Below are 22,172 nucleotides of genomic sequence, written 5' to 3' on the forward strand. Positions count from 1 at the left end.
TTCAGGAGAAACGAGGAAGGGGGAACCGATGACCATCACCGCCTGGACCGCCGAGCAGATCGCGGCCCTCGCACCCGATGCCTCCGCGCTCAGCGCCGCACGCAAACTCCGCGGCAAGTGGAGCGGGAGCGGGCAGCACGAGACGGCGCTGTGGGGGCTGTGCCAGGGCAGTGGGAGCCGCCCGTATCAAACCATCGTGGATCTCTCCGGCCCGGCGTACAAATGCTCCTGCCCGAGCCGCAAGTTCCCGTGCAAGCATGCGCTGTCGCTCCTGCTGTGCTGGTCCAGCGGTGAAATCGGGCCCGCGGACGCGATCGCCGACTTCGCCGCCGACTGGCTGGACGGGCGCGTCACCCGGGCCGCGAAAAAGGCCGCACCCGAGCCGGAGTCGCCGCGCCGGACCGCGAGCGCGACGGCCGATCAGCGCCGGGCGCGGGTCGCCGCCGGACTCGCCGATCTCGACACCTGGCTCACCGATCAGATCCGCACCGGTCTCGCCCAGGCGGACCGCTCGCTGACCGCCTTCGAATCCGTCGCCGCCCGCATGGTCGACGCGCAGGCGCCCGGCGTGGCCGGCACCCTGCGCCAATTGTCGCGCGTCGCCTACCATTCCGACTGGCCTCAGCTACTGCTGCGCGAATACGCCCGCCTGCACCTGCTCGCCACGGCCCACCGCCGCCTCGACTCCCTCTCCCCCGCCCTGCAATCCACGGTCCGCGCCCACCTCGGCTACCAGACCCCGGTCGAATCGGTCCGCACCGAACCCGCGCTCCGCGACACCTGGCAAGTCCTCGCCATCCGCATCACCACCGAAGACAGCCTCTACACCCGCCGCACCTACCTCCACGGCCGCACCACCCACCGCTGGGCCCTCCTGGTGGACCACCACTACGGCAGCCCCACCTTCGCCATGGACACCCCACCGGCGGGCTTCCAACTCGAAGCCGACCTCCACTACTACCCGGCGTCCTCTCCACTGCGGGCCATCTGGGGCACCCGCCACACCCTCCCGGACCCTTTCACCACCATCCCCCGACGCTCACTCGCGGACACCGTTCGCAACCACACGAGCGCAGAGAGATTCGAGTCCGGCACCGGCACGACCGGCTCCAGCCCCAGCAGGATCCGACTCGACGATGCCGGCCCGGCCGAAGTCGATCCGAGGAGCAAGCCTGAGCGGCCGAGCGGTATCGAGGCCGCATTGCGCGAGTACGCGATTGCCATGGGGGCCGATCCGTTCCGCCGAGCATGGCCGGTGCTGCTGCCCGACGTGGTGCCGGTACGGACCGAAAGTGGTTGGTTTGTAGTCGAATCCGATGGTTCCGCCCTGCCGGTCAGCGCGGCGGACGGAGAACCCTGGCGACTGCTGGGACTCTCGGGCGGGCATCCCGTCACCGTGATCGGCGAGTGGGGCGCGGACGGACTGCTGCCCGTCGCGGCGTTCGCAAACGGTGCCGTCGTGAACATCACTGCGGCGGAAGGCATTACAGGCCGTCTGCCTGCCGCGACAGCCGGACCGCCCGGCATCGGCGCCGAGTTGGTTTCGGCCGCCCTGATCGGTACCGGCCGGCGTGCGCCCGACTACTCGGGACTGCCCGCGCCGGTCGCTGTAGCGGCCGCACGACTCGACAACACAGCGGCGGGGCCCCGCCACAATTCGCCGCGACCCAACGGCGCAGCGGCCGAACACGATCACATCGCGGCCGCGCCCAATCGCACAGCGGCGGGGCCTGACGGCGCAACGGTGGAGACCGATCGCATCGCGGCCGCGCCGAACCACGCAGCGGCGGGGCCTGACGGCGCAACGGTGGAGACCGATGGCCGTGCGAGCGGCCCCGACGGTGTTCCGGGCGCGCCCGATCTCAAGGCGGCTGAACAGGCAGCCGGCTTCGAGCAGGGGCTGCGGCCGGTACCCGGTGATCACCGGGTACCGGCCGATTCCGCCGAGCCGGGATACGGTGCGCGGGCAGATCGGCGGGATGCCGCGGCGGTTCTGCTCGAAACCGTTGCGTTGCAGGACTGTTTCACTCGCGGCGGGATGTTCGCCGGGACGGCGGAGCTGGTGGCGGTGGCCGAGGATGATGGGCGGTTGTTGCTGCCCGTCGCGGCGGCGGGGCGGTTGGGGACGTTGCTGGCGGATAATTCGCCGTTCTTGGATGAGTGGTTCGGTGCGGCGGGGGGACGGGATTTCCGGGCGCCGGATGGGCTGGTGAGTGTTCTGCTGGAGCGGGCCAAGGCGCTGGCGGGGCATCGGGAGGCGTTGTTGCGGCTGGCGGGGGCCCGGGGGCGGTGGCTTGCGGGGCAGCATCCGGGGTGGCGGACGCTGGTGCGGGCCGCCGTGGAGGATCAGTCGGTGTGGTCGCACGGGCGAGCCGGCGAGCGGCGGATGTGGCTGGCGCAGTTGCGGCGGCGGAATCCGGGGGCGGCGCGGCTCGCGTTGAGCAGTTCGTGGAGCAGTGAGGCGGGGGCGGGGAAGGCCGAACTGCTGGGGGTGCTGGCGGCGGGGCTTTCGCTCGAGGACGAGGCGTTGCTGGAGTCGGCGCTGGACGATCGGCGGGCCGAGGTGCGGCGGACGGCCGCGGATCTGCTGGGGCGACTGCCGGATTCGGCCTTCGCGGGGCGGATGGCCGAGCGGGCGGGAGCGTGGGTGAGCTTCGGGCGGCGGTTGACGCGGCTGGAGCTGACCACCACCGGGCCGGGCGTCCTCGACGATGCCGCGCGGCGCGACGGGGTGGGAGATTCGTTCGGGTACACCGCTTATCGGGCCGACGGCGCCCCGGACCTGTCGGGGGAATGGCTGCATCGGGTGGCCGCCGCGACGCCGCTGGCGCATTGGGAGCGGGTGCTGGGCCCGGCGGACAAGGCGGTGCAGGCCGCCATGGCGGAGGGCGTGCGCGGGCCCATGTTCGCCGGTTGGTCGGATGCCGCGCTGGCACAACGGAATCCGGAGTGGGCGCGGGCGCTGTTCGACGCCTACGCCGCACAGCAGGCGGGCGAGGCGGACAGCGAGAAGCTGCGCGAGCTCTTCGCCATGCAGCCCCTGGACGATCAGATCCGGCATCTGCAACGCCTGGACTCCAGCTGGCTCGCCGAGATCGAATCGCTGCTGCGCGCCCTGCCGCGGCCGTGGCCGATTCCCATGGCCGAACACGTTTTACGACTGCTGCTGGAGCGGGCCGAACTGTGCGCCGACCGCCCCGGCGCGCCGAGCCTGGTGCCCGGCTCGTACCGGACCCTGTTCCGCGCCGCGTCCGCGCACTTCCCGGTGAGCGTGGCCGGAACCGTCACGAATATCGCCCGCAAATGCGGAGATCCCTACTGGGAGCAGGCTTTCGACCAGCTCGCCCATGACCTTATCGAACGCAAGACGATGCTCGAGGAGCTGCAATGACCACCGTTCAGGAGCAGGACGCGCTGCTGCGCCCGCACGCCGAACAGGCCTTCGCCGAGGAACTCGCCGCGCTCGCGGCCGCCGACGACCGCCCGCGCCCGCCGTCCTGGCGGCTGTCCCCGTGGGCCGTGGTCACCTACCTGCTGGGCGGCGCCCTGCCGGACGGCACCGTGATCACCCCCAAGTACGTGGGCCCGCGCCGCCTCATGGAGGTCGCGGTCGCCACCCTCGCCACCGACCGCGCGCTGCTGCTCATCGGTGTGCCGGGCACCGCCAAGACGTGGGTGTCCGAGCACCTCGCGGCCGCCATCTCCGGCCAGTCGACTCTGCTGGTGCAGGGCACCTCGGGCACCGCCGAGGAAGCCATCCGCTACGGCTGGAACTACGCCCGCCTGCTGGCCGAGGGCCCGAGCGAGGCCGCCCTGGTGGCGTCGCCGATCATGACCGCCATGCGGCGCGGCTCCATCGCCCGCCTGGAGGAACTGACCCGCATCCCGTCGGATGTGCAGGACGCGCTGATCACCGTGCTGTCCGAGAAGACGCTGCCCGTACCGGAACTCGGCTCCGAGGTGCAGGCCGTCAAGGGCTTCAACCTGATCGCCACCGCCAATGACCGCGACCGCGGCGTCAACGAACTCTCCTCCGCGCTGCGCCGCCGCTTCAATACCGTGGTGCTGCCGCTGCCGGCGGGCGAGGACGAAGAGGTCGCCATCGTGACCCGCCGCGTCGAACAGCTCGGCGCCGCACTGGAACTGCCCGCCGTCCCGGCCGCCGCCGAGGAGGTGCGCCGCGTGGTGCGGGTGTTCCGCGAACTGCGGTCGGGCATGACCGAGGACGGCCGCACCAAGCTGAAGTCGCCCTCCGGCACGCTCTCCACCGCCGAGGCCATTTCGGTCATCACCAATGGCCTCGCCCTGGCCGCGCATTTCGGCGACGGCGTGCTGCGCGCACCGGATATCGCGGGCGCGGTGCTGGGCGCGGTCGTCAAGGATCCGGTGGCCGATCAGGTGGTGTGGACCGAATACCTGGAGGCCGTGGTGCGGCAGCGCCCGGACTGGGCCGACTTCTACCGCGCCTGCCGTGAGGTGCACCGATGACCGTGCCGACCGCGGCGCGGGAGGCGAGTGCGGTCGTGGGGGCGGAGACCCGGGTCTTCGGCATCCGCCATCACGGGCCCGGCTCGGCGCGTTCACTGCGCCTGGCGCTCGAAAAGTTCTCGCCCGACGCGATTCTCATCGAGGGACCGGCGGATGCCGATCCGCTGATCGGCTACCTGGCGGCCGAGGGCATGCAGCCGCCGGTGGCGGTGCTGGGTTATCAGCCGGATCGGCCCTCGCACGCGGCCATGTGGCCGTTCGCGGTGTTCTCGCCGGAGTGGCAGGCACTCTCCTACGCGGTGGAAAACGATGTGCGCGTGGGCTTCTGCGATCTGCCCGCCGCCACCACCCTGGCCATGGAGAACGAGCCGGGCGACGGCACCGATCCGCTGGGCATCCTGGCCGCCGCGGGCGGTTACGACGATGCCGAGCGCTGGTGGGACGCCATTGTCGAATCCACTTCGGACGCCGATATTTTCACCGCGGTGAACGAGGCCATGACCGCGCTCCGCGAGGAGGCCGAACACCAGTCCGAGCCGGCATCGGAATCCGGGACAGAGCCGCAGGAGGATTCGGAGCCGGAGTTGGCGCGGCTGCGGATCGTGGTCGACTCGCACACACTGCGGCGCGAGGCGCATATGCGGCAGGTCATGCGAAAGGTGTTGAAGGAAGGCGCACAACGGCTCGCCGTGGTGTGCGGCGCCTGGCATGCGCCCGCGCTGGAGGGCAAGCTCGGCCCGGCCGTCGCGGATGCCCGCATCCTGAAGGGCCTGCCGAAGGGGAAGGCCACACTCACGTGGGTGCCGTGGACGCATTCCCGGCTGGCCAGCTCGTCCGGCTACGGCGCGGGCATCACCTCGCCCGGCTGGTACCACCACCTGTTCACCGAAACCGAGCAGCCGATCGCGCGCTGGCTCACCAAGGTGGCGGGCACCCTGCGCACCCACGATCTGCCCGTATCCAGCGCGCACATCATCGAAGCCGTACGGCTGGCCGACACGCTCGCGGTGCTGCGCGGCCGGCCGCTGGCCGGGCTGTCGGAGGTCACCGAGGCCACCCGGGCCGTGCTCTGCGACGGTGACGAGACCATGTTGCGGCTGGTCAGCACCGAGCTCGTGGTCGGGGAGGCCATGGGCACGGTGCCGGACGGCACGCCGACGGTCCCGCTGGAGGCGGACCTGCGCGCGCAGATCAAGACGCTGCGCCTGAAGCAGCAGGCCCTCGAACGCACCGTGGACCTGGACCTGCGCACCGACGGCGGCATGGCGAGATCCCGCCTGCTGCACCGGCTCCGGCTGCTCGGTATCGGCTGGGGCCGGCTCACCGACAGTCAGGTGCGCAATACCGGCACCTTCCGCGAGACCTGGTCGCTGCAATGGCGCCCGGAACTGGCCATCGCCGTGGTGGAGGCGTCCCGCTGGGGCACCACCCTGCAGACCGCGGCGGAGGCGAAAGTCCTGGACACCGTGGCGAATCCGGATGCCACCGTGAGCATCGTGTCCGCGGCCCTGGAGTCGGCGCTGCTCGCCGATCTGGGCGGCGCGACCGACGGCCTCATCGCGCGCCTGGAATCCGTTGCGGCCCTGGACCACGACGTCACCCACCTGCTGTCGGCGCTACCCGGCCTGTTGCGCACCCTGCGCTACGGCGATGTGCGCGGCACCGACACCGCCGCCCTCACCCGGGTGTCCGACGGTCTCCTGGTGCGCAGCTGCGCGGGCCTCCCGAGCGCGGTCACCGGCCTGGACGCCGACTCCGCCAACCAGTTGCGCGCCCTGATGGACGCTGTGCACCTGGCCCTTTCGGCCCGCGACAACGAGTGGGCGACCACCACCTGGCTGGCCGCCCTGCACACGCTCGCCGACCGTGACGATGTGCACGGCGGTCTGGTCGGCCGGGCGGTCCGCCTGCTGTGCGACGCCGAGCTCATCGATGCGGAGGAGTCGGCGCGCCGACTGTCGGCCGCCTTGTCGGTCGGCCGCACCGCCTCCGACAAGGCGGGCTGGATCGACGGTTTCCTGGGCGGCCGCGGCCTGCTACTGGTCCACGACCGAAACCTGCTGGGCCTCATCGATTCCTGGCTCTCCGGCCTGGCGGAAGACCAGTTCGTCGCCATCCTGCCGCTGTTGCGCCGCACCTTCGGCGCCTTCGACACCGGCGAACGCCAGGCCATCGCGCAATCCGTCCGCCACGGCGCCACGCCCGCGGCCACCGGTGCGGCGACCACCGGATACGACACCGCGCGTGGCGAGCTCGCATTGTCCGCCGCGCTCGAAATACTGGGAGTGACAGCATGAACGACGACGGCACGAGCGAGAGCGACGAGAGTCGGTCGCGGCGTTGGCGGTTGGTGCTGGGGGCGCCGGCCGAGGGAGCGCACGGCGGCGGGCTGGGGGCGGCGGACGATATCGCGATGGATCGGGCGCTGGGGGCGTTGTACGACTCGGAGGGGCGGGGCGGCAACAGCGGCCGGCGGTCGGGTGGGCTGGGCGGGTCCGCGCCGTCGGTGGCGCGGTGGCTCGGGGATATCCGGAACTACTTCCCGTCCACGGTGGTCGAGGTGATGCAGCGGGATGCGGTGGAGCGGCTGAATCTCACCGAACTGCTGCTGGAGCCGGAACTGCTGGAGGCCGTCGAACCCGATGTGCATCTGGTGGGGACGCTGCTGAGCCTGAACCGGGTGATGCCGGAGACCACCAAGGCCACCGCGCGCACGGTGGTGGAGAAGGTGGTGCGGGAGATCGAGCGGCGGATCGCGGCGCAGACCGTGGCGGCGGTGGGCGGGGCGCTGAATCGGGCGGCGCGGGTCTCGCGGCCGAAACTGCGAGACATCGACTGGGACCGGACCATTCGCAAGAATCTGGCGAACTATCTGCCCGAGCATCGCACCGTAGTGCCGGAGCGACTGGTCGGTTATGGCCGCAAGGCGCAGGCCGTGCGCCGCGATGTCGTGCTCACCATCGACCAGTCCGGATCCATGGCGTCCAGCGTGGTTTACGCCTCGGTCTTCGGCGCGGTGCTGGCCACCATGCGCTCGCTGAAGACCTCCCTGGTCGTATTCGACACCGCCGTGGTCGATCTCACCGAGCAGCTGTCCGATCCGGTGGACGTGCTGTTCGGCACCCAGTTGGGCGGCGGCACCGATATCAATCGCGCCATCGCCTATTCGCAGTCGCTCATCACCCGCCCGGCCGACACCCTCTTCGTCCTCATCTCGGACCTCTACGAAGGCGGCGTGCGCGCCGAAATGCTGCGCCGCGTGCGCGCGATGAAAGAGGCGGGCGTCCAAGTGGTGGTGCTGCTCGCACTCTCCGACGACGGCGCCCCGGCCTACGATCGCGACAATGCCGCCGCGCTCACGGCGCTCGGCGTCCCCGCCTTCGCCTGCACCCCCGACCGCTTCCCAGACCTGCTCGCCGTCGCGCTCGACAAGGGAGACGTCCAAGCCTGGGCTCACGCGAACGCTGGCCGCACCTGACAAAGCTGGCAGAATGTGGCCCTGGTGCTACCACTCTGCTGGTTCGCGGCGCGTCTCGTTCTGGACTGAGTGGAGCGGGGGAGCGCAGCGGAGGAGCGGAGGGAGGGAAGAACGAGACCTCCAGCGCCGCGAACCCGGCCCGAAGCGAAGCGGAGGGCAGATTTAACACAGAACGGGGGCTCGGTTTTGCGCTCTGGTGATGTTTTTGCTGGTTACGTCATCGAACGTGAGCTAGGTCGTGGCGGTATGGGCTCGGTCTACCTGGCCAAGCACCCAAGGCTGCCTCGAATGACGGCACTGAAGCTGCTGAATCAGGAGATGTTCTCCGACGACGAGATTCGCGCCCGGTTCATCCGGGAGGCGGATCTGGTCGCGCAGCTGGATCATCCGAACATCGTCACGGTGTACGACCGCGGCACCGAGGACGAGCAGCTGTGGATCTCCATGCAGTACATCGACGGCGTGAACGCCTCGGCGGTGCCCGCCACCGCGCTGCCGCCGCAGCGGGCCGCGCAGATCATCGGTGAGACCGCCAAGGCCCTCGATTACGCGCACGGCCGCAATGTCCTGCACCGCGATGTGAAGCCCGCCAATATCCTGCTGGCCCGGTCCAGCAAGACCGGCGGCGAGCGCGTCTATCTCACCGACTTCGGCATCGCCCGGCTGCGCGACGACACCGGTCACCTCACCCAGACCGGCACGGTCACCGCGACCCTCGCCTACGCCTCCCCCGAACAGCTCACCGGCGCCACCCTGGACGGCCGCTCCGACCAGTACTCGCTGGCCTGCACGCTGTTCCAATTGCTGACGGGCGCGGTCCCATTCGAGGGCACCAGCCCGGCCGCGGTGATCCGCGGTCATCTGCAGCAGCCGCCGCCCCCGGTCAGCCCGCTGCGGCAGGGCCTGCCGCGCGCCTTGGACGGTGTGCTGGCCCGTGCGCTGGCCAAGCGGCCGGCGGATCGCTACCGCTCCTGCGTCGAATTCGCCGCGGCGGTGGAACGCGCGCTGTCGGCTCCGCAGGTCCCGCCGCGCCCGCCGACTCCGGTACGCCCGCAACCGATCGTGGCGCAGCAGCCGGTGGTGGCGCCGCGCCCGCCCACTCCGGTGCATCCGCAGCCGGTGATCCAGCAGCAGCCGATGCGCCAGCCCACCCCGGTGACGCCGCGGCCGCAGGTGGCGCCCACCCAGCGGCCGGGTTACGGGCCCGCCTATACGAATCAGATGCCGTCCACCAATCAGATGTCGTCGGCGAATCAGATGCCGTCGTATCAGGCGCCGAACTATCCGCCCCGCGCCACGCCGCCGGGTTACCCGGTGCCGCAGCGCAAGTCGGGGGCGCCGGTCGGCTGGATCGTCTTCGGCATCGTCGCGGTGCTGATCGTGCTGATCATCGTGGTGGCCGTGATCGTCAAGGCCGGCAAGTCCAAGGCCGACGGACAGCCCGCGCCCAGCGTGGTGACGCTGTCGTTCGACAGCTACCTGAACCACGACAACGTATTGGGCGACAAGCCCTTCCGCATCACGCTCTGACAACACGCTCCGAAAACAGAAGGGGCCCCGCCTTTCCGGCGGGGCCCCTTCTCGGGGCTCCTACAGATCAGCGATGGCCGCCAGCGGCGGTGTACGCGCCGCCCGCACCGCCGGCCACAATGCCGCGAGCACGCCCACGACGCCGGACGCCAGCACCATGATCACGATCTGCCCCCACGGCACGGCGATGGTGGCGATCCCGAGATCCTTGAGCGTGCGCAGGAATCCCTCGCCCAGCCCGATACCGAGCAGCACACCCACCAACGCGCCGAATACCGCGATGAGCATGGATTCCAGATAGATACTGCGCCGCACCTGTGGTCGTTGCATACCGACCGCGCGCAGCATGCCGATCTCGCGCCGCCGCTCCACCACCGACAGCGCCAGGGTGTTGACGATGCCGAGGATGGCGATCACCACCGCCAGCGCCAGCAGCCCGTAGAGGATGGCCAGCAGGGTGTCGATCTGCTTGCCCTGCGCGCCCTTGAAGTCGTTGCGATCCTCCACCTGCACGATGACGTACTTCTCGGTGGCCTTGACCAGGTCACTGCGCATGGTGGTCAGGTTCGCGCCCGGCTTCGCCTTCAGCAGCACCAGGAAACTGCTCTGGTAGCTGGGCGGAACGGTCTTCTCGTACAAGGCCATCGGCGCGACCAGCGAACCGAGCAGCTGGGTGTCCTTGTACACGCCCGCGACGGTGACCTGATACTTCTTGAAGTCCAGGCTGGTCACGTCGACCTGCTGCCCGACCTTCCAATTATGGTCGGCGGCATAGGTTTCCGACACCATGATGTCGTTGTCGCCGAGCTGATCGGTGCCGTGCCGGACGTCGTAGTTGAGCACGTCCTTCATCGGCCCCTCGGGCACGGTGCCGGTCACCTGCTTGTCGCCGACCTTCAACGCGATGCCGTGGAACGCCACTACATCCTGCACGCCGGGCACCTGCTGTACCGCCGGTGTCGCGGCCAGCGGGACACCGATGAGCTGGCCGGGCGGCCCGGCCAGGATGTAATCGGCGGTGACGCCCTTGTCCACCAGATCGCTGATGCTGGCCTTGGCCGAGGACCCCAGCATGCCGATGGCGGTCACCAGCATGAGGCCGAGGGTGAGCGCGAAGGCGGTGGCGGCGGTGCGCCGCGGATTGCGGATCGCATTGTTCTTGGCCATCCGCCCGATCGGCCCGAACGGCCGCACCAGGAATCCGAGCCCGGTCAGCACCGGCCGGGACAGCGCCGGCGAGGCGAGCAGTACCGCGAAGATCAGTGCCGCAGCGCCGATTCCGACCACGGTCGCGGCCCCGCCGCCGGTGCCGCGTGCACCGACCACCACCAGCGCCACACCCGCCACCGCGAGCGCCGCGCCGATCATCGTGCGCAACCGCAAGGACTCTCCGGCCGAGGCGAATTCCTCGCGCATGGCCTCCACGGGCGGCACCCGGGACGCCCGCCGGGCCGGCGCGTAGGCGCTCGCCACCGTCACCACCACGCCGACGCCCAGCGCCACCAGTACGGTGCGCGGTTCCAGCTGCATGGTGCCGGTCGGCAGGCCCAGCTTGAACGCATTGAGCACCCCGGACAATCCGAAGGCCAGGCCCACGCCGGCCGCGAGACCCAGTGCGCTGCCGATCAATCCGACGATCAGCGATTCGCCCACCACGGAGCGGGATATCTGCCCGCGGCTGGCGCCGATGGCACGCAGCAGCGCGAGTTCCCGCAGCCGCTGCGCCACCAGCATGGAGAAGGTGTTGTAGATGATGAACGTACCCACCAGCAGCGCAATGGATCCGAACGCGAGCAGGAAGTAGTTGATGAACTTCAGTGCATTGCCGAGCTGCGCCTTCATGTCCGCGCGGACCTGATCGCCGTCCTGCACCTTGTAGTCGGGTAGGGCCTTCTTCAGGGTGTCGCGCAGATCATCGGCCTGCACACCGGGTTTCGCGGCGATGTCGACGTAGGCGACATGCTGGCCGTCGGTGAACAGCTGGCGGGCCTGCGTGTCGTCGAATTCGAGTGCGATGAATCCGCCGGTGTTGGAGGAGATGTCGTAGATGCCGCTGACGGTGACGTCGATATTGCCCTTGGACGGCACCAGCACGGTGGTCTTGTCGCCGACGTGCAGTCCGGCGCGGTCCGCGCCGCCCTTGTTGATGGCGATCTCACCCGGTTGGGTGGGTGGCCCGCCCAGCAGGAACTTGTCGGGCTGGGCGACCGCCTTGTCCGGCGGCAGATAGGACTGGCCGATGGTGGGCGCGCCGCCGGTCTGGACCGCGTGCCCATCCTTCAGCAGCACCACGGGCCCGTTGACGGCCGGTGCGGCGGTCCGCACGCCGGGCGTGGCGACGATCTTGTTCACCACGTCCTGCGGAATGCCCAGGGACTGGATCTCTTTGGGTGAGACGCGGACGTCGACGCCCTTGGCCTGATCGGCGAAGATGCCGTTGAAGGTGTTCTGCAGGGTGTCGGTGAAGATGAACGAGCCGGAGATGAAGGCGGTCCCGAGCACCACCGACAGCACTGTCAGGAACAACCGCACTTTGTGCGCGGCAAGATTACGCAAGGCGACCTTGCGCATGGGGCTTGCGGCCATCAGATGGTCTCCAGCGATTTCATCTTGTCGAGCACGGAATCGGCCGTAGGGTTGCGCAATTCGTCGACCACGGACCCGTCGGCGAGGAACACCACGCGGTCGGCGTAGGAGGCGGCGCGCGGATCGTGCGTCACGATCACCACCGTCTGCCCGAATTCGCTGACGGCCGCGCGCAGGATGGACAGCACCTCACCGGAGGAGTGCGAATCCAGGTTGCCGGTCGGCTCGTCGCCGAAGATGATGTCCGGCTTGCCCGCCAGCGCACGGGCGCAGGCCACGCGCTGCTGCTGGCCGCCGGAGAGTTCGCTGGGGCGGTGGGTCAGCCGGTCCCCCAGGCCGAGCCGCTTCACCACCGTGGACAGCCACTCCTCGTCGTGCTTGCGGCCCGCGATGTCCAGCGGCAGCGTGATGTTCTCCAGCGCGGTGAGCGTCGGCACCAGGTTGAACGCCTGGAAGACGAAGCCGATGCGGTCGCGTCGCAGCTGGGTCATCTCCTTGTCGGAGAGCCGGGTGAGATCGGTATCACCTATGTGGACGCTGCCGCCGGAGGCGGAGTCGAGGCCGGCGAGGCAGTGCATGAGGGTGGACTTGCCGGAGCCGGACGGGCCCATGATCGCGGTGAACTCCCCCTTCGCGAACTGGGCCGTCACCCCGGCCAGTGCGCGGACCTGCGTATCGCCGGATCCGTAGGTCTTCACCAGATCGGTGGCGCGGGCGGCGACGCCGCCGGCGTCCTGTTCCTGGACGACGGATTCCGAGACGTTCGAAGTCATGGTGTCCAGTGTGTCGAGAACATGCAGGCCGCGCCATCCGGATATACCCGGACCGGTGCCCTCAATTCACTGGGGCGCCCTTCCACCAGTTGACGAGATCGTCGTCGGTGGCGATGAAGCCGGCGCTGTACATGAGATAGCGCACATTCGTGCCGTCGTCGAACTCGGTCACCATGCGCGGCCGGAACAGCTGACTGCCCTGCAGCACGTAGTTGGTGTAGTCGTGCCCGTTCTCGGTGACCGAGGACTTGGTGTTCGCGGGCAGCGCGGCGATGGCGGCCTGCACGTCGGCCGGCGAGTCGTAGAGCACGAAACGGTAGGCGGCGCGATTGCCGCCGCCGGCGCACTGCCACAGCAGCGTCCAGTCGCCGAGGTCGGGATCGTCGGCGCCGGTGGTCGGCGGGGGCGTGCTCTTGCCGTAGGTGGTGCAGTTCGCGCCCTGGTAACCGGTTCCGGTGTTCACGTCCTTGTCCGGATCGGCCAGCGGCAGCATGGCCGGGAAGCGCTGGCTGAGGCGCTGGGCGTAGCCGCCGAGGTGATCGGGCACGGCGGTGGTGGTCGTGGGCGGGGCGGTGGTGGTGTCCGCTTCCTCCGTCGTGGTGGCCGGGGCGACCGGCGGGGTGGGCGCCGCGGAATTCGAGTTCTGGTTGCGTTCCAGGTACACGATCAGCGCGCCGATGCCGATCACCATGACGGCCAGGATGATCGCCAGGCTCATCAGGCAGCCGCGCAGTTTCGAGGGCTTGCGGCGCGGCGGCGGGACAGGCCGGCGGCGGGTGCGGGTGGGCGGGCCCGCGGGCGGGAAGGGCGCGGTCGGCTGCGCGAACTGGGTTGGCGTGGAACGGGATACCCCTGGCGCCATCTGCTGCAGGCGCGGGTCGGAGATCGGGCGGGGGCTCATGACGGCGGTGGCGGCCGCCGGATTCGTCAAGGCCTGTTGCGCGGCGGTGGCGAAGTCCAGGCAGTTGGCGAAGCGGTCGTCGGGATGCTTGGCGAGGGCGCGCGCCAGTACCGGGTCCAGGGCCGGCGGCAGGCCGGGGCGCAGCGCGCTGACCGCGGGTGGCGGCGTGCTGAGGTGGCCGTGGATGATGCCCACCGGATGTTCGGCGGCGAACGGCACGGTGCCGGTGAGCAGGCGGAACAGGGTGCAGGCCAGCGAATACTGGTCAGTCTTGGGATCCAGTGGCTGGCCCGAGAGCTGCTCCGGCGACGCATAGGTCAGCGTCGCGGTGAACGACCCGGTCTGGGTGAGCTTGGTCTGATCATCGCGTAGTCGCGCAATGCCGAAGTCGGCCAGGAACACCCGTTCCTCGCCGTCCATCCGCTCCAGCAGGATGTTCGCGGGCTTCACATCCCGGTGCAGCACGCCGCGCCGATGCGCGAAATCCAGCGCCCGCGCGGTCTCGCCGATGATCCGGATGGCGTGCTGCGGCGGCAGATTCGACGGCTCCAGCACGGACGCGTCCACGCCGTCGATGTAGCGCATGGCGATCCACAGCTGGTCCTCGTCGATGCCCCGGTCGTACACGGGCACGATGTTCGGGTGCTCGAGCCGGGCCACCACATCGGCCTCCCGCTCGAACCGCCGGCGAACCTCGATGTCCCCGAACAGATCCCGATTCAACAGCTTGAGCGCGATGAGCCGCGGCAACCGCGGATGGCGGGCGAGATAAACGGAACCCATCCCGCCGCGCCCGAGTTCGCGCTCTATCTCATAACCAGCGAAAACCTCTCCGGCGCGCAGCAAGCAGCCAACCCTTCTGTGTTCAATTTGCCCTCCGCTTCGCTCCGGGCGGGTTCGCGGCCCAGGAGGTCTCGTTCTTCCTTCCCTCCGCTCCTCCGCTTCGCTCCCCCGCTCCGCTCAGTCCAGAACGAGACGGGCCGCGAACCTCGGGAGTTGGGCCGCCGCAAATGTATGCCAGTACGAGCGAATCGACCAGTTCCTCAGTTCAGAGGGGCCGCACGCCACCATTTGAGGACGTCGTCGATGCTGCCGACCACGCCGTCGGTGTACATCAGGTATTGCGAGCGGCTGGCGTCGCCGGTGAAGACGGTCACCATGCGGGGGCGGTTCTGATCGGTCAGCTGGTAGTTGGTGTACGTCTTGCCGCCATTGGTGTCCTGCGACTTCGTGGTGGGCTGCAGGGCGCTCACCACCGACTGCAGTTTCGCCGTCGAGGGATAGGCGTAGAGGCGGTAGAAGGGATCGCTGTTGCTGTTGCCGCCGAAGCAGCGCCACTGCACCGTCCAGCCACCGAAATCGGGTTCACCGTCGGTCTTGGCGGGCGGCGAGGTCGGGTCGACCAGCCAGCAGCTGGCACTGTTGTAGCCCTTGTCGCCGTCCTTGGTCTGCGGGACCAGATTCGGGAAGGACTTGCTGACCGAGGACCAGTCGACCGCCGTGGTCGGGGTCTGCGGCGCGGACGCCGGAACCGTGGTCGACGCCGGCTTGGTCGTGCTGGAGGTACCGCTGGACGAGTTACTGCTGCTCCCGCCCACCGCGACCACCACCACGGCGGCCACGACCACCAGCACCACCACGGCGACGATGATCCCGATGATCAGCCCGGTCCTGGACTTCTTCGGCGGCACCGGCGGCCGCCCACCCGCCCCGCCGTAGTTGTAGGCGGGCTGCGCGTACTGATTCGACGGCGCGGCCTGACTCGCCGGCGCGCTGTACGGCCGCGCCTGCGGATTGGCGGCGGCACTGTACGGTTGCACGCCACTCTGCCCCGGAACATACTGCCCGGCAGCAGGATTGGATCCGGCAGCGTACTGCCCACCGGCGGAAACCTGTCCGGCAGCTGGATGCTGACCGGCGGTATATTGCCCGCCGACGACATTCTGACCCGACGAATACTGCCCGGCCACGGGGGCCTGGCCGGGGGTGTACTGCCCCGCAGCCGGATTCACCCCCGGCGGGTACTGGCCCGCGGCCGGGGTCGGATCCGCGGCGGCGTGCCGCCCTCCCGCCGCACTCTGTCCCGCCGCAGGGTTCTGACCGGCAACATATTGTCCCGCAGTCGGATTCGCTCCTGCCGGATACTGTCCCGCCCCGGAAACCTGTCCGGCAGCCGGGTTCTGACCGGCTGCGTATTGCCCGCCTGCCGCATTCGGGCCCGCCGAGTACTGCCCGGCCGCGGGATTCTGGCCCGCGACATACTGTCCCCCAGTCGGATTCGGCCCGCCGGGGTATTGCGCCGCAGCAGGGTTCCGACCCGCGGCGTACTGGCCTCCGGCCACGTTCTGGCCTGCCGAGTACTGCCCGGCCGCAGGGTTCTGGCCCGCAACGTACTGCCCGGCAGTCGGATTCGGGCCGGCGGTGTACGGTCCGGCGGTCGGGTTGGGGCCGGCGGTGTAGGGCTGGCCGTAGGTCGGCGTAGGCGGGGTCGTGGGCGGGCGGCCGACCAAGGGCAGGGCGGGGGCGCTCGGGGCGGTGAGGGCCTGTTTGGCGGCGGCCGCGAAATCGCTGCAGGTGGCGAAGCGCTCCTCGGGGCGCTTGGCCATGGCCTTGGCGAGCACCATGTCGATGGCCGGGGGCAGGCCGGGGCGCGCGCTGCTCAGCGGCGGCGGGGGCTGCTGCAGGTGGCCCTGGATGACGGCGGCGGGGTTGGTGGCCTGGAACGGGCCCGCGCCGGTGAACAGCCAGAACAGGGTGCAGGCCAGCGAGTACTGGTCGGAACGGCCGTCCAGGGCGGCACCGGTCAGCTGTTCCGGCGAGGCGTAGGCCAGGGTGGCGGTGAAGGTGCCGGTCTGGGTGAGGTGACCGCTGTCGTCGCGCAGCCGGGCGATGCCGAAGTCGGTGAGATAGACGCGTTCGCCCTTACCGCCGGTGGAGCGGGCCAGCAGGATGTTGGCGGGCTTGACGTCGCGGTGCAGCACCTCGTTGCGGTGCGCGTAGTCCAGCGCCTCGCCGGTCTCGGCCACGATCTGCACGGCGCGTTCCGGCGGCAGCGCCTGCGGGCTCACGCTGGCGGCGTCGATACCGTCGATGTACTGCATCGAGATCCACAGCTGCCCGTCCTCGAGCCCGCGGTCGTAGACGGTGACGATGTTGTGGTGATCCAGCTGCGCGACCAGGTCGGCCTCGCGTTCGAAGCGGGCGCGGACCTCCTTGTCGAAGACCATTTCCCGGTTCAGCAGCTTGAGCGCCGTCAACCGCGGCAAGCGTGGATGTTTGGCCAGGTACACCGAGCCCATGCCACCGCGGCCGAGCTGCCGCTCGATGACATAGCCGGCGAAGACGTCACCCTCGGACAGCATGACCAGCTCCCACTTCCCACCTCGAAAAACACCGAAACCATAGCAGCAGGCCACGATCCGGGTCCGAGCTCGAATTCTCCTACGTATCCCGCTATGGATCTATCTACGCAGGCCGCGCTTGCGCAACACTGAACGTTTGCTTACGGGGCTTACCTGTCGGGGGTCGGCGATAGGCTGTGGCCATGAAAGTAGGTGCCCATGTCCGTTTGGACAGCGACCCGATCGGCTTCGGCGAGCGGCTCGGCGCCGATGTCATTCAGCTGTTCGTGGTGGATCCGCAGGGGTGGGACAAGCCCGCACCGCATCCGCGCGCGGCGGAGATCAAGGCCAGCCCCATCGATGTGGTGGTGCATTCGTCGTATCAGATCAATGTGGCGTCGGTGAACAACCGCCTGCGCATGCCGTCCCGCAATGCGGTGGCCCAGCAGGCGAAGGCCGCGGCGGAGCTGGGCGCGTTCGGCCTGGTGGTGCACGGCGGGCATGTGCGCTCGGATGCCGAGATGGTGGAGGGATTCGTCAACTGGCGCAAGCTGTTCGAGCGGCAGGCGGAGAAGGGCGGTTTCCCGGTGCCGATCCTGATCGAGAACACCGCGGGCGGAAGTCACGCCATGGCACGGTATTTCGACGATATCGGGCGGCTCTGGGACGCGGTCGGCGAGTTCGGGGCCGGGTTCTGCCTGGACACCTGCCACGCCTGGGCGGGCGGTGAGGAACTGGTCGGCATCGTGGAGCGGATCAAGGCCATCACCGGCCGCATCGATCTGGTGCATCTGAACTCCTCGCGGGACGCCTTCGATTCCGGGGCCGACCGGCACGCCAATTTCGCCGACGGCACCATCGATCCGGAGCTGCTGGCCGAGGTGTGCCGGACCGCTGATGCGCCGGTCATCCTGGAGACGCCCGCCGAGGGTGTAGCCGATGATCTCAAGTACCTACGGGAGCATGTGGGATAGCACTTTTCGATCGGACTGATCCTGAACCTGTTTTGCAGCCTGCCTGCAGTGGTGTGCTCGATAGGACCCGAAGGGGCGCGCAGCGGCACCCGCACGGGGCGAGCGAAAGGTTTTGTATGTCCGTCGAATACGCATCCGCCAACTCCACCGTCACGGCCGTCAAGCTCGGCAGCAAGATCGGCGCTCGAATCGACGGCGTCCGTCTCGGCGGCGACCTGGATTCGGTCACCGTGCAGGCCATTCAGGATGCGCTGCACGAGCACAAGGTCATCTTCTTCCGTGGCCAGGAGCATCTGACCGAGGATGCCCAGTACGAGTTCGCGCAGCTGCTGGGCACCCCGACCACCCCGCACCCGACCGTCACCTCGAAGGGCGTCAAGACGCTGCCCATCGATTCGGAGTACGGCCGCGCCAACAGCTGGCACACGGATGTGACCTTCGTGGACCGCATTCCGAAGGCGTCCATCCTGCGCGCGGTGCACCTGCCGTCCTACGGCGGCTCCACCACCTGGGCCTCCACCGTGGCCGCCTACGAGGCACTGCCCGCCCCGCTGAAGGTGCTGGTGGAGAACCTGCGTGCGCGCCACACCAACTCCTACGACTACGCGGCCGACCGCACCGAGACCGAGCGCACCCGCGATGCCGCGCTGAACGCCAATATCAAGGCGTATCGCGAGGAGTTCCAGTCCACCTACTACGAGACCGAGCACCCGGTGGTGCGCGTGCACCCCGTCACCGGCGAACGCGCCCTGCTGCTCGGCCATTTCGTGAAGGGTTTCACCGGGCTCACCCCCGCCGAGTCGCAGTCGCTGTTCCAGCTGCTGCAGGCGCGAGTCACCCGCCTGGAGCACACCACCCGCTGGAACTGGCAACTCGGCGATGTCGCGATCTGGGACAACCGCGCCACCCAGCACTACGCCGTCGACGACTACGACGGCCAGCCGCGCCGCCTCACCCGCATCACCCTGGCCGGCGATGTCCCGGTCGGCGTGCACGGTGACGCCAGCACCATCATCCAGGGCAATGCCGAGCACTACTCGATCATCGAGCAGGTCACCCCGCAGGCGGCCTGATCCGAACCCCGCCGCGGCGCGACGTCCTTGCGTGCGTCACGCCCCGGCGGCCCGGCCGGTGCGACGGCCCGCCGCCACTCTCGCTCGTCGCACCGGCTCTACTCGTGCAATTGCCCTTCGCCACCGCACTATGGTGGTTCGCGGCGCGTCTCGATCTGGACTGAACGGAGCGGGGGAGCGCAGCGGAGGAGCGGAGAGAGGGAAGATCGAGACTTCCAGCGCCGCGAACCCGCCCGTAGCGAAGCGGAGGGCAGATTGAACACAGCGATTCGGCCGCTCGACGGTGTGCGGGTACTGGAACTGGGTAATTACGTCGCGGCGCCGACCGCGGGGCGGATACTCGGGGATTTCGGCGCCGAGGTGATCAAGGTCGAGCGTCCGAAAACCGGTGACGAGCTGCGGAATTGGCGGTTGTACGGCGGTGATACCTCGATGCTGTACCGGACCGTGAACCGGAACAAGAAGTCGATCACCCTGGACCTGCGCACCGAGGCCGGGCGGCAGATCGTGCTGGATCTGCTGCGGCACTGCGATGTGCTGCTGGAGAACTTCCGGCCCGGCATGCTGGAGAAGTGGGGGCTCGGGCCCGAGGTGCTGAACGGGATCAATCCCGATCTGGTGATCACCCGCATCTCGGCCTACGGGCAGACCGGACCGCTCTCGCAGCGGCCCGGATTCGCGGCGGTGGCCGAGGCGGTCGGCGGGCTGCGGGAACTCGTGGGCGACCCGGATCGGCCGCCGGTGCGGGTAGGCGTGTCCATCGGCGATTCGATCGCCGGCATCTACGCCGCCTTCGGCACCGTCATGGCCTTGTTCCAGCGCGAGCGCCGCGACGGCCGAGTCCCATTGGACCAGCGCATCATCGACGTGGCGCTGAACGAATCCATTCTCTCCGTGATGGAGTCGCTGGTACCCGACTACCTGGCCTACGGCATCAATCGGGAACGGGTCGGCGGGCGTATGGAGGGCATCGCCCCGAGCAATGCGTACCCGACCAGCGACGGCTACTCGATCATCATCGGCGGCAACGGCGATGCCATCTTCCAGCGGTACATGCAGGTCATCGAGCGCCCGGACCTCGCGGCCGATCCGGAACTCCAGGACAATGCGGGCCGCTGGCTGCGCCGCGAACGCCTCGATGCCGCCATCGCCGAATGGACCCGCGCGCACACCCGCGACGAGGCCCTGCAAATCCTGGAAGCGGCCGCCATCCCCTGCGGCCCCATCTACACCGCCGCCGATATCGTCGCGGACGAACAGTACAAGGCACGCAATATGATTCAGACCTTCCGCGTGGACGTGGGCGAGCCGGAACCCAAGGAGGTCGGCTTCCCCGGCATCGTCCCGGTCATCGGCGGCCAGTCCCTGAACATCCGCAATGTCGGCCCGGACCTGGGCGAGCACACCCACGAGGTGCTGTCGGGCCTGCTCGGCATGTCCGAGTCCGATATCGCTGCGCTGGAGGTGAAGTGATGGCCGACGCACATCCAAGGGGGTTCGGGGGCGAAGCCCCGGCGCAGAGAGGTGGAGCCGCGAGTCCGGAGAGTTCGGCAATTCTGCGGGATGTGACGCTGCGGGACGGGTTGCAGCTCACCGGGAAGGTGCTGCCGACCGCGCGCAAGGTGGAGATCGTGCGCGAGCTGCTCGCGCTGGGTGTGCCCGAACTGGAGATCGGGTCGATGGCGCGGCCCGATCTCGTTCCGCCCATGGCCAATACGCTCGAGCTGGTCGCGGAGCTGACTCCCGAAGAACTGGAGCGCTGCTGGCTGTGGGTGGCCACGCCACGGCATGTGGAGAAGGCCGCCGCGGCCGGTGTGCGCAACTTCCAGTACTGCTTCTCGGTGTCGGACGCCCACAACAAGGCGAATATCGGCCGCACCACCGAGGACAGCCTGGCCGCCATACCGGAGGCCGTGCGTTTCTCGCAGGAGGTCGGCGGCCGCATTCAGCTCTGCCTGGCAACGGCTTTCACCTGCCCGTTCGACGGTCCGGTGGATCCGGAGCGGGTGCTGGCCATCGCGCACGATCCGCGGGCGGCGAGTGCGGCGGACATCGTGCTCGCGGATACGCTCGGCCAGGCGTACCCGGGTCAGGTGGGGGCGTTGCTGTCCGCCGTGGTGGCGGAAGGGCATTGGGGTACGCCGGAGCATCGGATCGTGTTCCACGGCCACGACACCTGGGGTATGGGTGTGGCGAATTCCCTTGCGGCCATTGCGGCGGGCGCGGGTGTGGTGGACGGGTCGCTGGGCGGGCTGGGCGGCTGCCCGTTCGCGCCGGGTGCGTCCGGGAACACGTCGAGTGAGGATCTGCTGTTCGCCACGCGTCCGGAGTGGTTCACGCCCGCGAAGCTGGCGGCTCTGGTGCGCATGTCGGAGCGATTGCTGCCGGAACTCGGGGAGCCCAATCGGTCACGTGCCGCGGAGGGAAGCCGGTCGAAAGCGGCAGCTTTCGAGTGGGTTATCCCGGCAGGCACGTAATTCATCCGTTATTTGCCAACCGGTTGCCTGAAGCAATTCGGGCAACCGGAACGTTATTGGCCGGAGGCAGCGGCGTCGGCTCGCAACTTCAACAGCACCAGGCCGGCCGTGCACGCGAGAATCAACCCCGCCACCGTGATTTCGACACGTAGGCCGGCGATGCCGAGGACGGCGCCGGTGAGTCCTCCGAGGAAGATCACCCAGGCGACAATGCGGGCCAGGATTGCCGACACCCGCGACGGCTGTGCGGCCGCGGTGTCTCCCCTGCGCGTCGCTGCGCGCAACGGAGATGTCGAGAATGCACCCATCATCCACTCCTCGATGACGCTCTGCGAAGCACCAAATCGGCAGCGTGGCCGCGAATCGCGGCGCGTCCCTCGGCTATTTTCGAGCGTCTCCCGTGTAACTTTGGACACACATTACGGCTCGGCAACGAAAAGTCCATACAACACGTGGGCAAAACGCGCCGACTTTACTGATTCGATATCTGAATCAGCGCTGTTTGAGATATTTTCGAGGCTTGCGAGAACCCCTTGTGCGGACGTGATTAT

14 protein-coding genes are annotated in these 22,172 nt (G+C 69.0%); 9 read left to right on the top strand and 5 right to left on the bottom strand.

Annotation, left to right across the window (positions count from 1 at the left end):
* Positions 1 to 28: 28 nt before the first annotated feature.
* The 5 genes from ACH438_RS00500 to ACH438_RS00520 all read left to right on the top strand — a co-directional run bounded on the left by ACH438_RS00500 (position 29) and on the right by ACH438_RS00520 (position 9,496).
* Positions 29 to 3,391: a DUF5691 domain-containing protein gene (locus tag ACH438_RS00500; protein ID WP_396999563.1), complete on the top strand. Its 3,363-nt coding sequence runs from the start codon at positions 29 to 31 to the stop codon at positions 3,389 to 3,391.
* Complete coding sequence (locus ACH438_RS00505; RefSeq protein WP_396999565.1) at positions 3,388 to 4,488, top strand: AAA family ATPase; 1,101 nt, start codon at positions 3,388 to 3,390, stop codon at positions 4,486 to 4,488. The genes ACH438_RS00500 and ACH438_RS00505 overlap by 4 nt, the downstream gene beginning before the upstream one ends.
* Positions 4,485 to 6,785 (top strand): DUF5682 family protein, encoded by a 2,301-nt coding sequence (locus ACH438_RS00510; RefSeq protein WP_396999567.1) that lies wholly within the window; start codon positions 4,485 to 4,487, stop codon positions 6,783 to 6,785. The genes ACH438_RS00505 and ACH438_RS00510 overlap by 4 nt, the downstream gene beginning before the upstream one ends.
* On the top strand, positions 6,782 to 7,966 hold the full coding sequence (locus ACH438_RS00515) for a VWA domain-containing protein (RefSeq protein ID WP_396999569.1): 1,185 nt from the start codon (positions 6,782 to 6,784) through the stop codon (positions 7,964 to 7,966). The genes ACH438_RS00510 and ACH438_RS00515 overlap by 4 nt, the downstream gene beginning before the upstream one ends.
* Before the next feature lie 186 nt (positions 7,967 to 8,152).
* Positions 8,153 to 9,496: a protein kinase gene (locus tag ACH438_RS00520; RefSeq protein WP_396999571.1), complete on the top strand. Its 1,344-nt coding sequence runs from the start codon at positions 8,153 to 8,155 to the stop codon at positions 9,494 to 9,496.
* A 60-nt stretch (positions 9,497 to 9,556) separates the two neighbouring features.
* Here ACH438_RS00520 and ACH438_RS00525 read toward each other — a convergent pair whose 3' ends face one another.
* From ACH438_RS00525 to ACH438_RS00540, 4 genes are all read right to left on the bottom strand, one after another.
* The gene (locus ACH438_RS00525; RefSeq protein ID WP_396999573.1) at positions 9,557 to 12,082 is read right to left on the bottom strand and encodes an ABC transporter permease; all 2,526 of its coding nucleotides are present in this window, start codon (positions 12,080 to 12,082) and stop codon (positions 9,557 to 9,559) included.
* Complete coding sequence (locus ACH438_RS00530) at positions 12,082 to 12,855, bottom strand: ABC transporter ATP-binding protein (protein WP_396999575.1); 774 nt, start codon at positions 12,853 to 12,855, stop codon at positions 12,082 to 12,084. Before ACH438_RS00530 ends, ACH438_RS00525 begins: the two co-directional genes overlap by 1 nt.
* 61 nt (positions 12,856 to 12,916) lie before the next feature.
* A complete protein-coding gene (locus ACH438_RS00535; protein WP_396999576.1) occupies positions 12,917 to 14,602 on the bottom strand; it encodes a serine/threonine-protein kinase in 1,686 nt (561 codons plus the stop codon).
* 197 nt (positions 14,603 to 14,799) lie between these two features.
* Positions 14,800 to 17,118, bottom strand: coding sequence for a protein kinase (locus ACH438_RS00540; RefSeq protein WP_396999578.1), 2,319 nt, complete (start codon positions 17,116 to 17,118; stop codon positions 14,800 to 14,802).
* A 182-nt stretch (positions 17,119 to 17,300) separates the two neighbouring features.
* Between ACH438_RS00540 and ACH438_RS00545 the strand changes: the two genes are divergently transcribed.
* The 4 genes from ACH438_RS00545 (at position 17,301) to ACH438_RS00560 (ending at position 21,621) form a co-directional block, all read left to right on the top strand.
* Complete coding sequence (locus tag ACH438_RS00545; RefSeq protein WP_396999580.1) at positions 17,301 to 18,071, top strand: deoxyribonuclease IV; 771 nt, start codon at positions 17,301 to 17,303, stop codon at positions 18,069 to 18,071.
* A gap of 116 nt (positions 18,072 to 18,187) precedes the next feature.
* Positions 18,188 to 19,144: a TauD/TfdA dioxygenase family protein gene (locus ACH438_RS00550; protein WP_396999582.1), complete on the top strand. Its 957-nt coding sequence runs from the start codon at positions 18,188 to 18,190 to the stop codon at positions 19,142 to 19,144.
* A 255-nt stretch (positions 19,145 to 19,399) separates the two neighbouring features.
* Positions 19,400 to 20,617 (top strand): CaiB/BaiF CoA transferase family protein, encoded by a 1,218-nt coding sequence (locus ACH438_RS00555; RefSeq protein ID WP_396999584.1) that lies wholly within the window; start codon positions 19,400 to 19,402, stop codon positions 20,615 to 20,617.
* 92 nt (positions 20,618 to 20,709) lie between these two features.
* Positions 20,710 to 21,621, top strand: a complete 912-nt coding sequence (locus tag ACH438_RS00560) for a hydroxymethylglutaryl-CoA lyase (protein ID WP_396999586.1) — start codon at positions 20,710 to 20,712, stop codon at positions 21,619 to 21,621.
* Between the two features lie 53 nt (positions 21,622 to 21,674).
* Here ACH438_RS00560 and ACH438_RS00565 read toward each other — a convergent pair whose 3' ends face one another.
* Entirely contained in the window at positions 21,675 to 21,929 is a 255-nt protein-coding gene (locus ACH438_RS00565; RefSeq protein WP_396999588.1) for a hypothetical protein, read from the bottom strand.
* Positions 21,930 to 22,172: the final 243 nt, after the last annotated feature.

Origin of the sequence: Nocardia sp. NPDC020380, from assembly GCF_044386975.1 — a bacterium.
In the GTDB taxonomy this organism is placed as follows: Bacteria; Actinomycetota; Actinomycetes; order Mycobacteriales; family Mycobacteriaceae; genus Nocardia.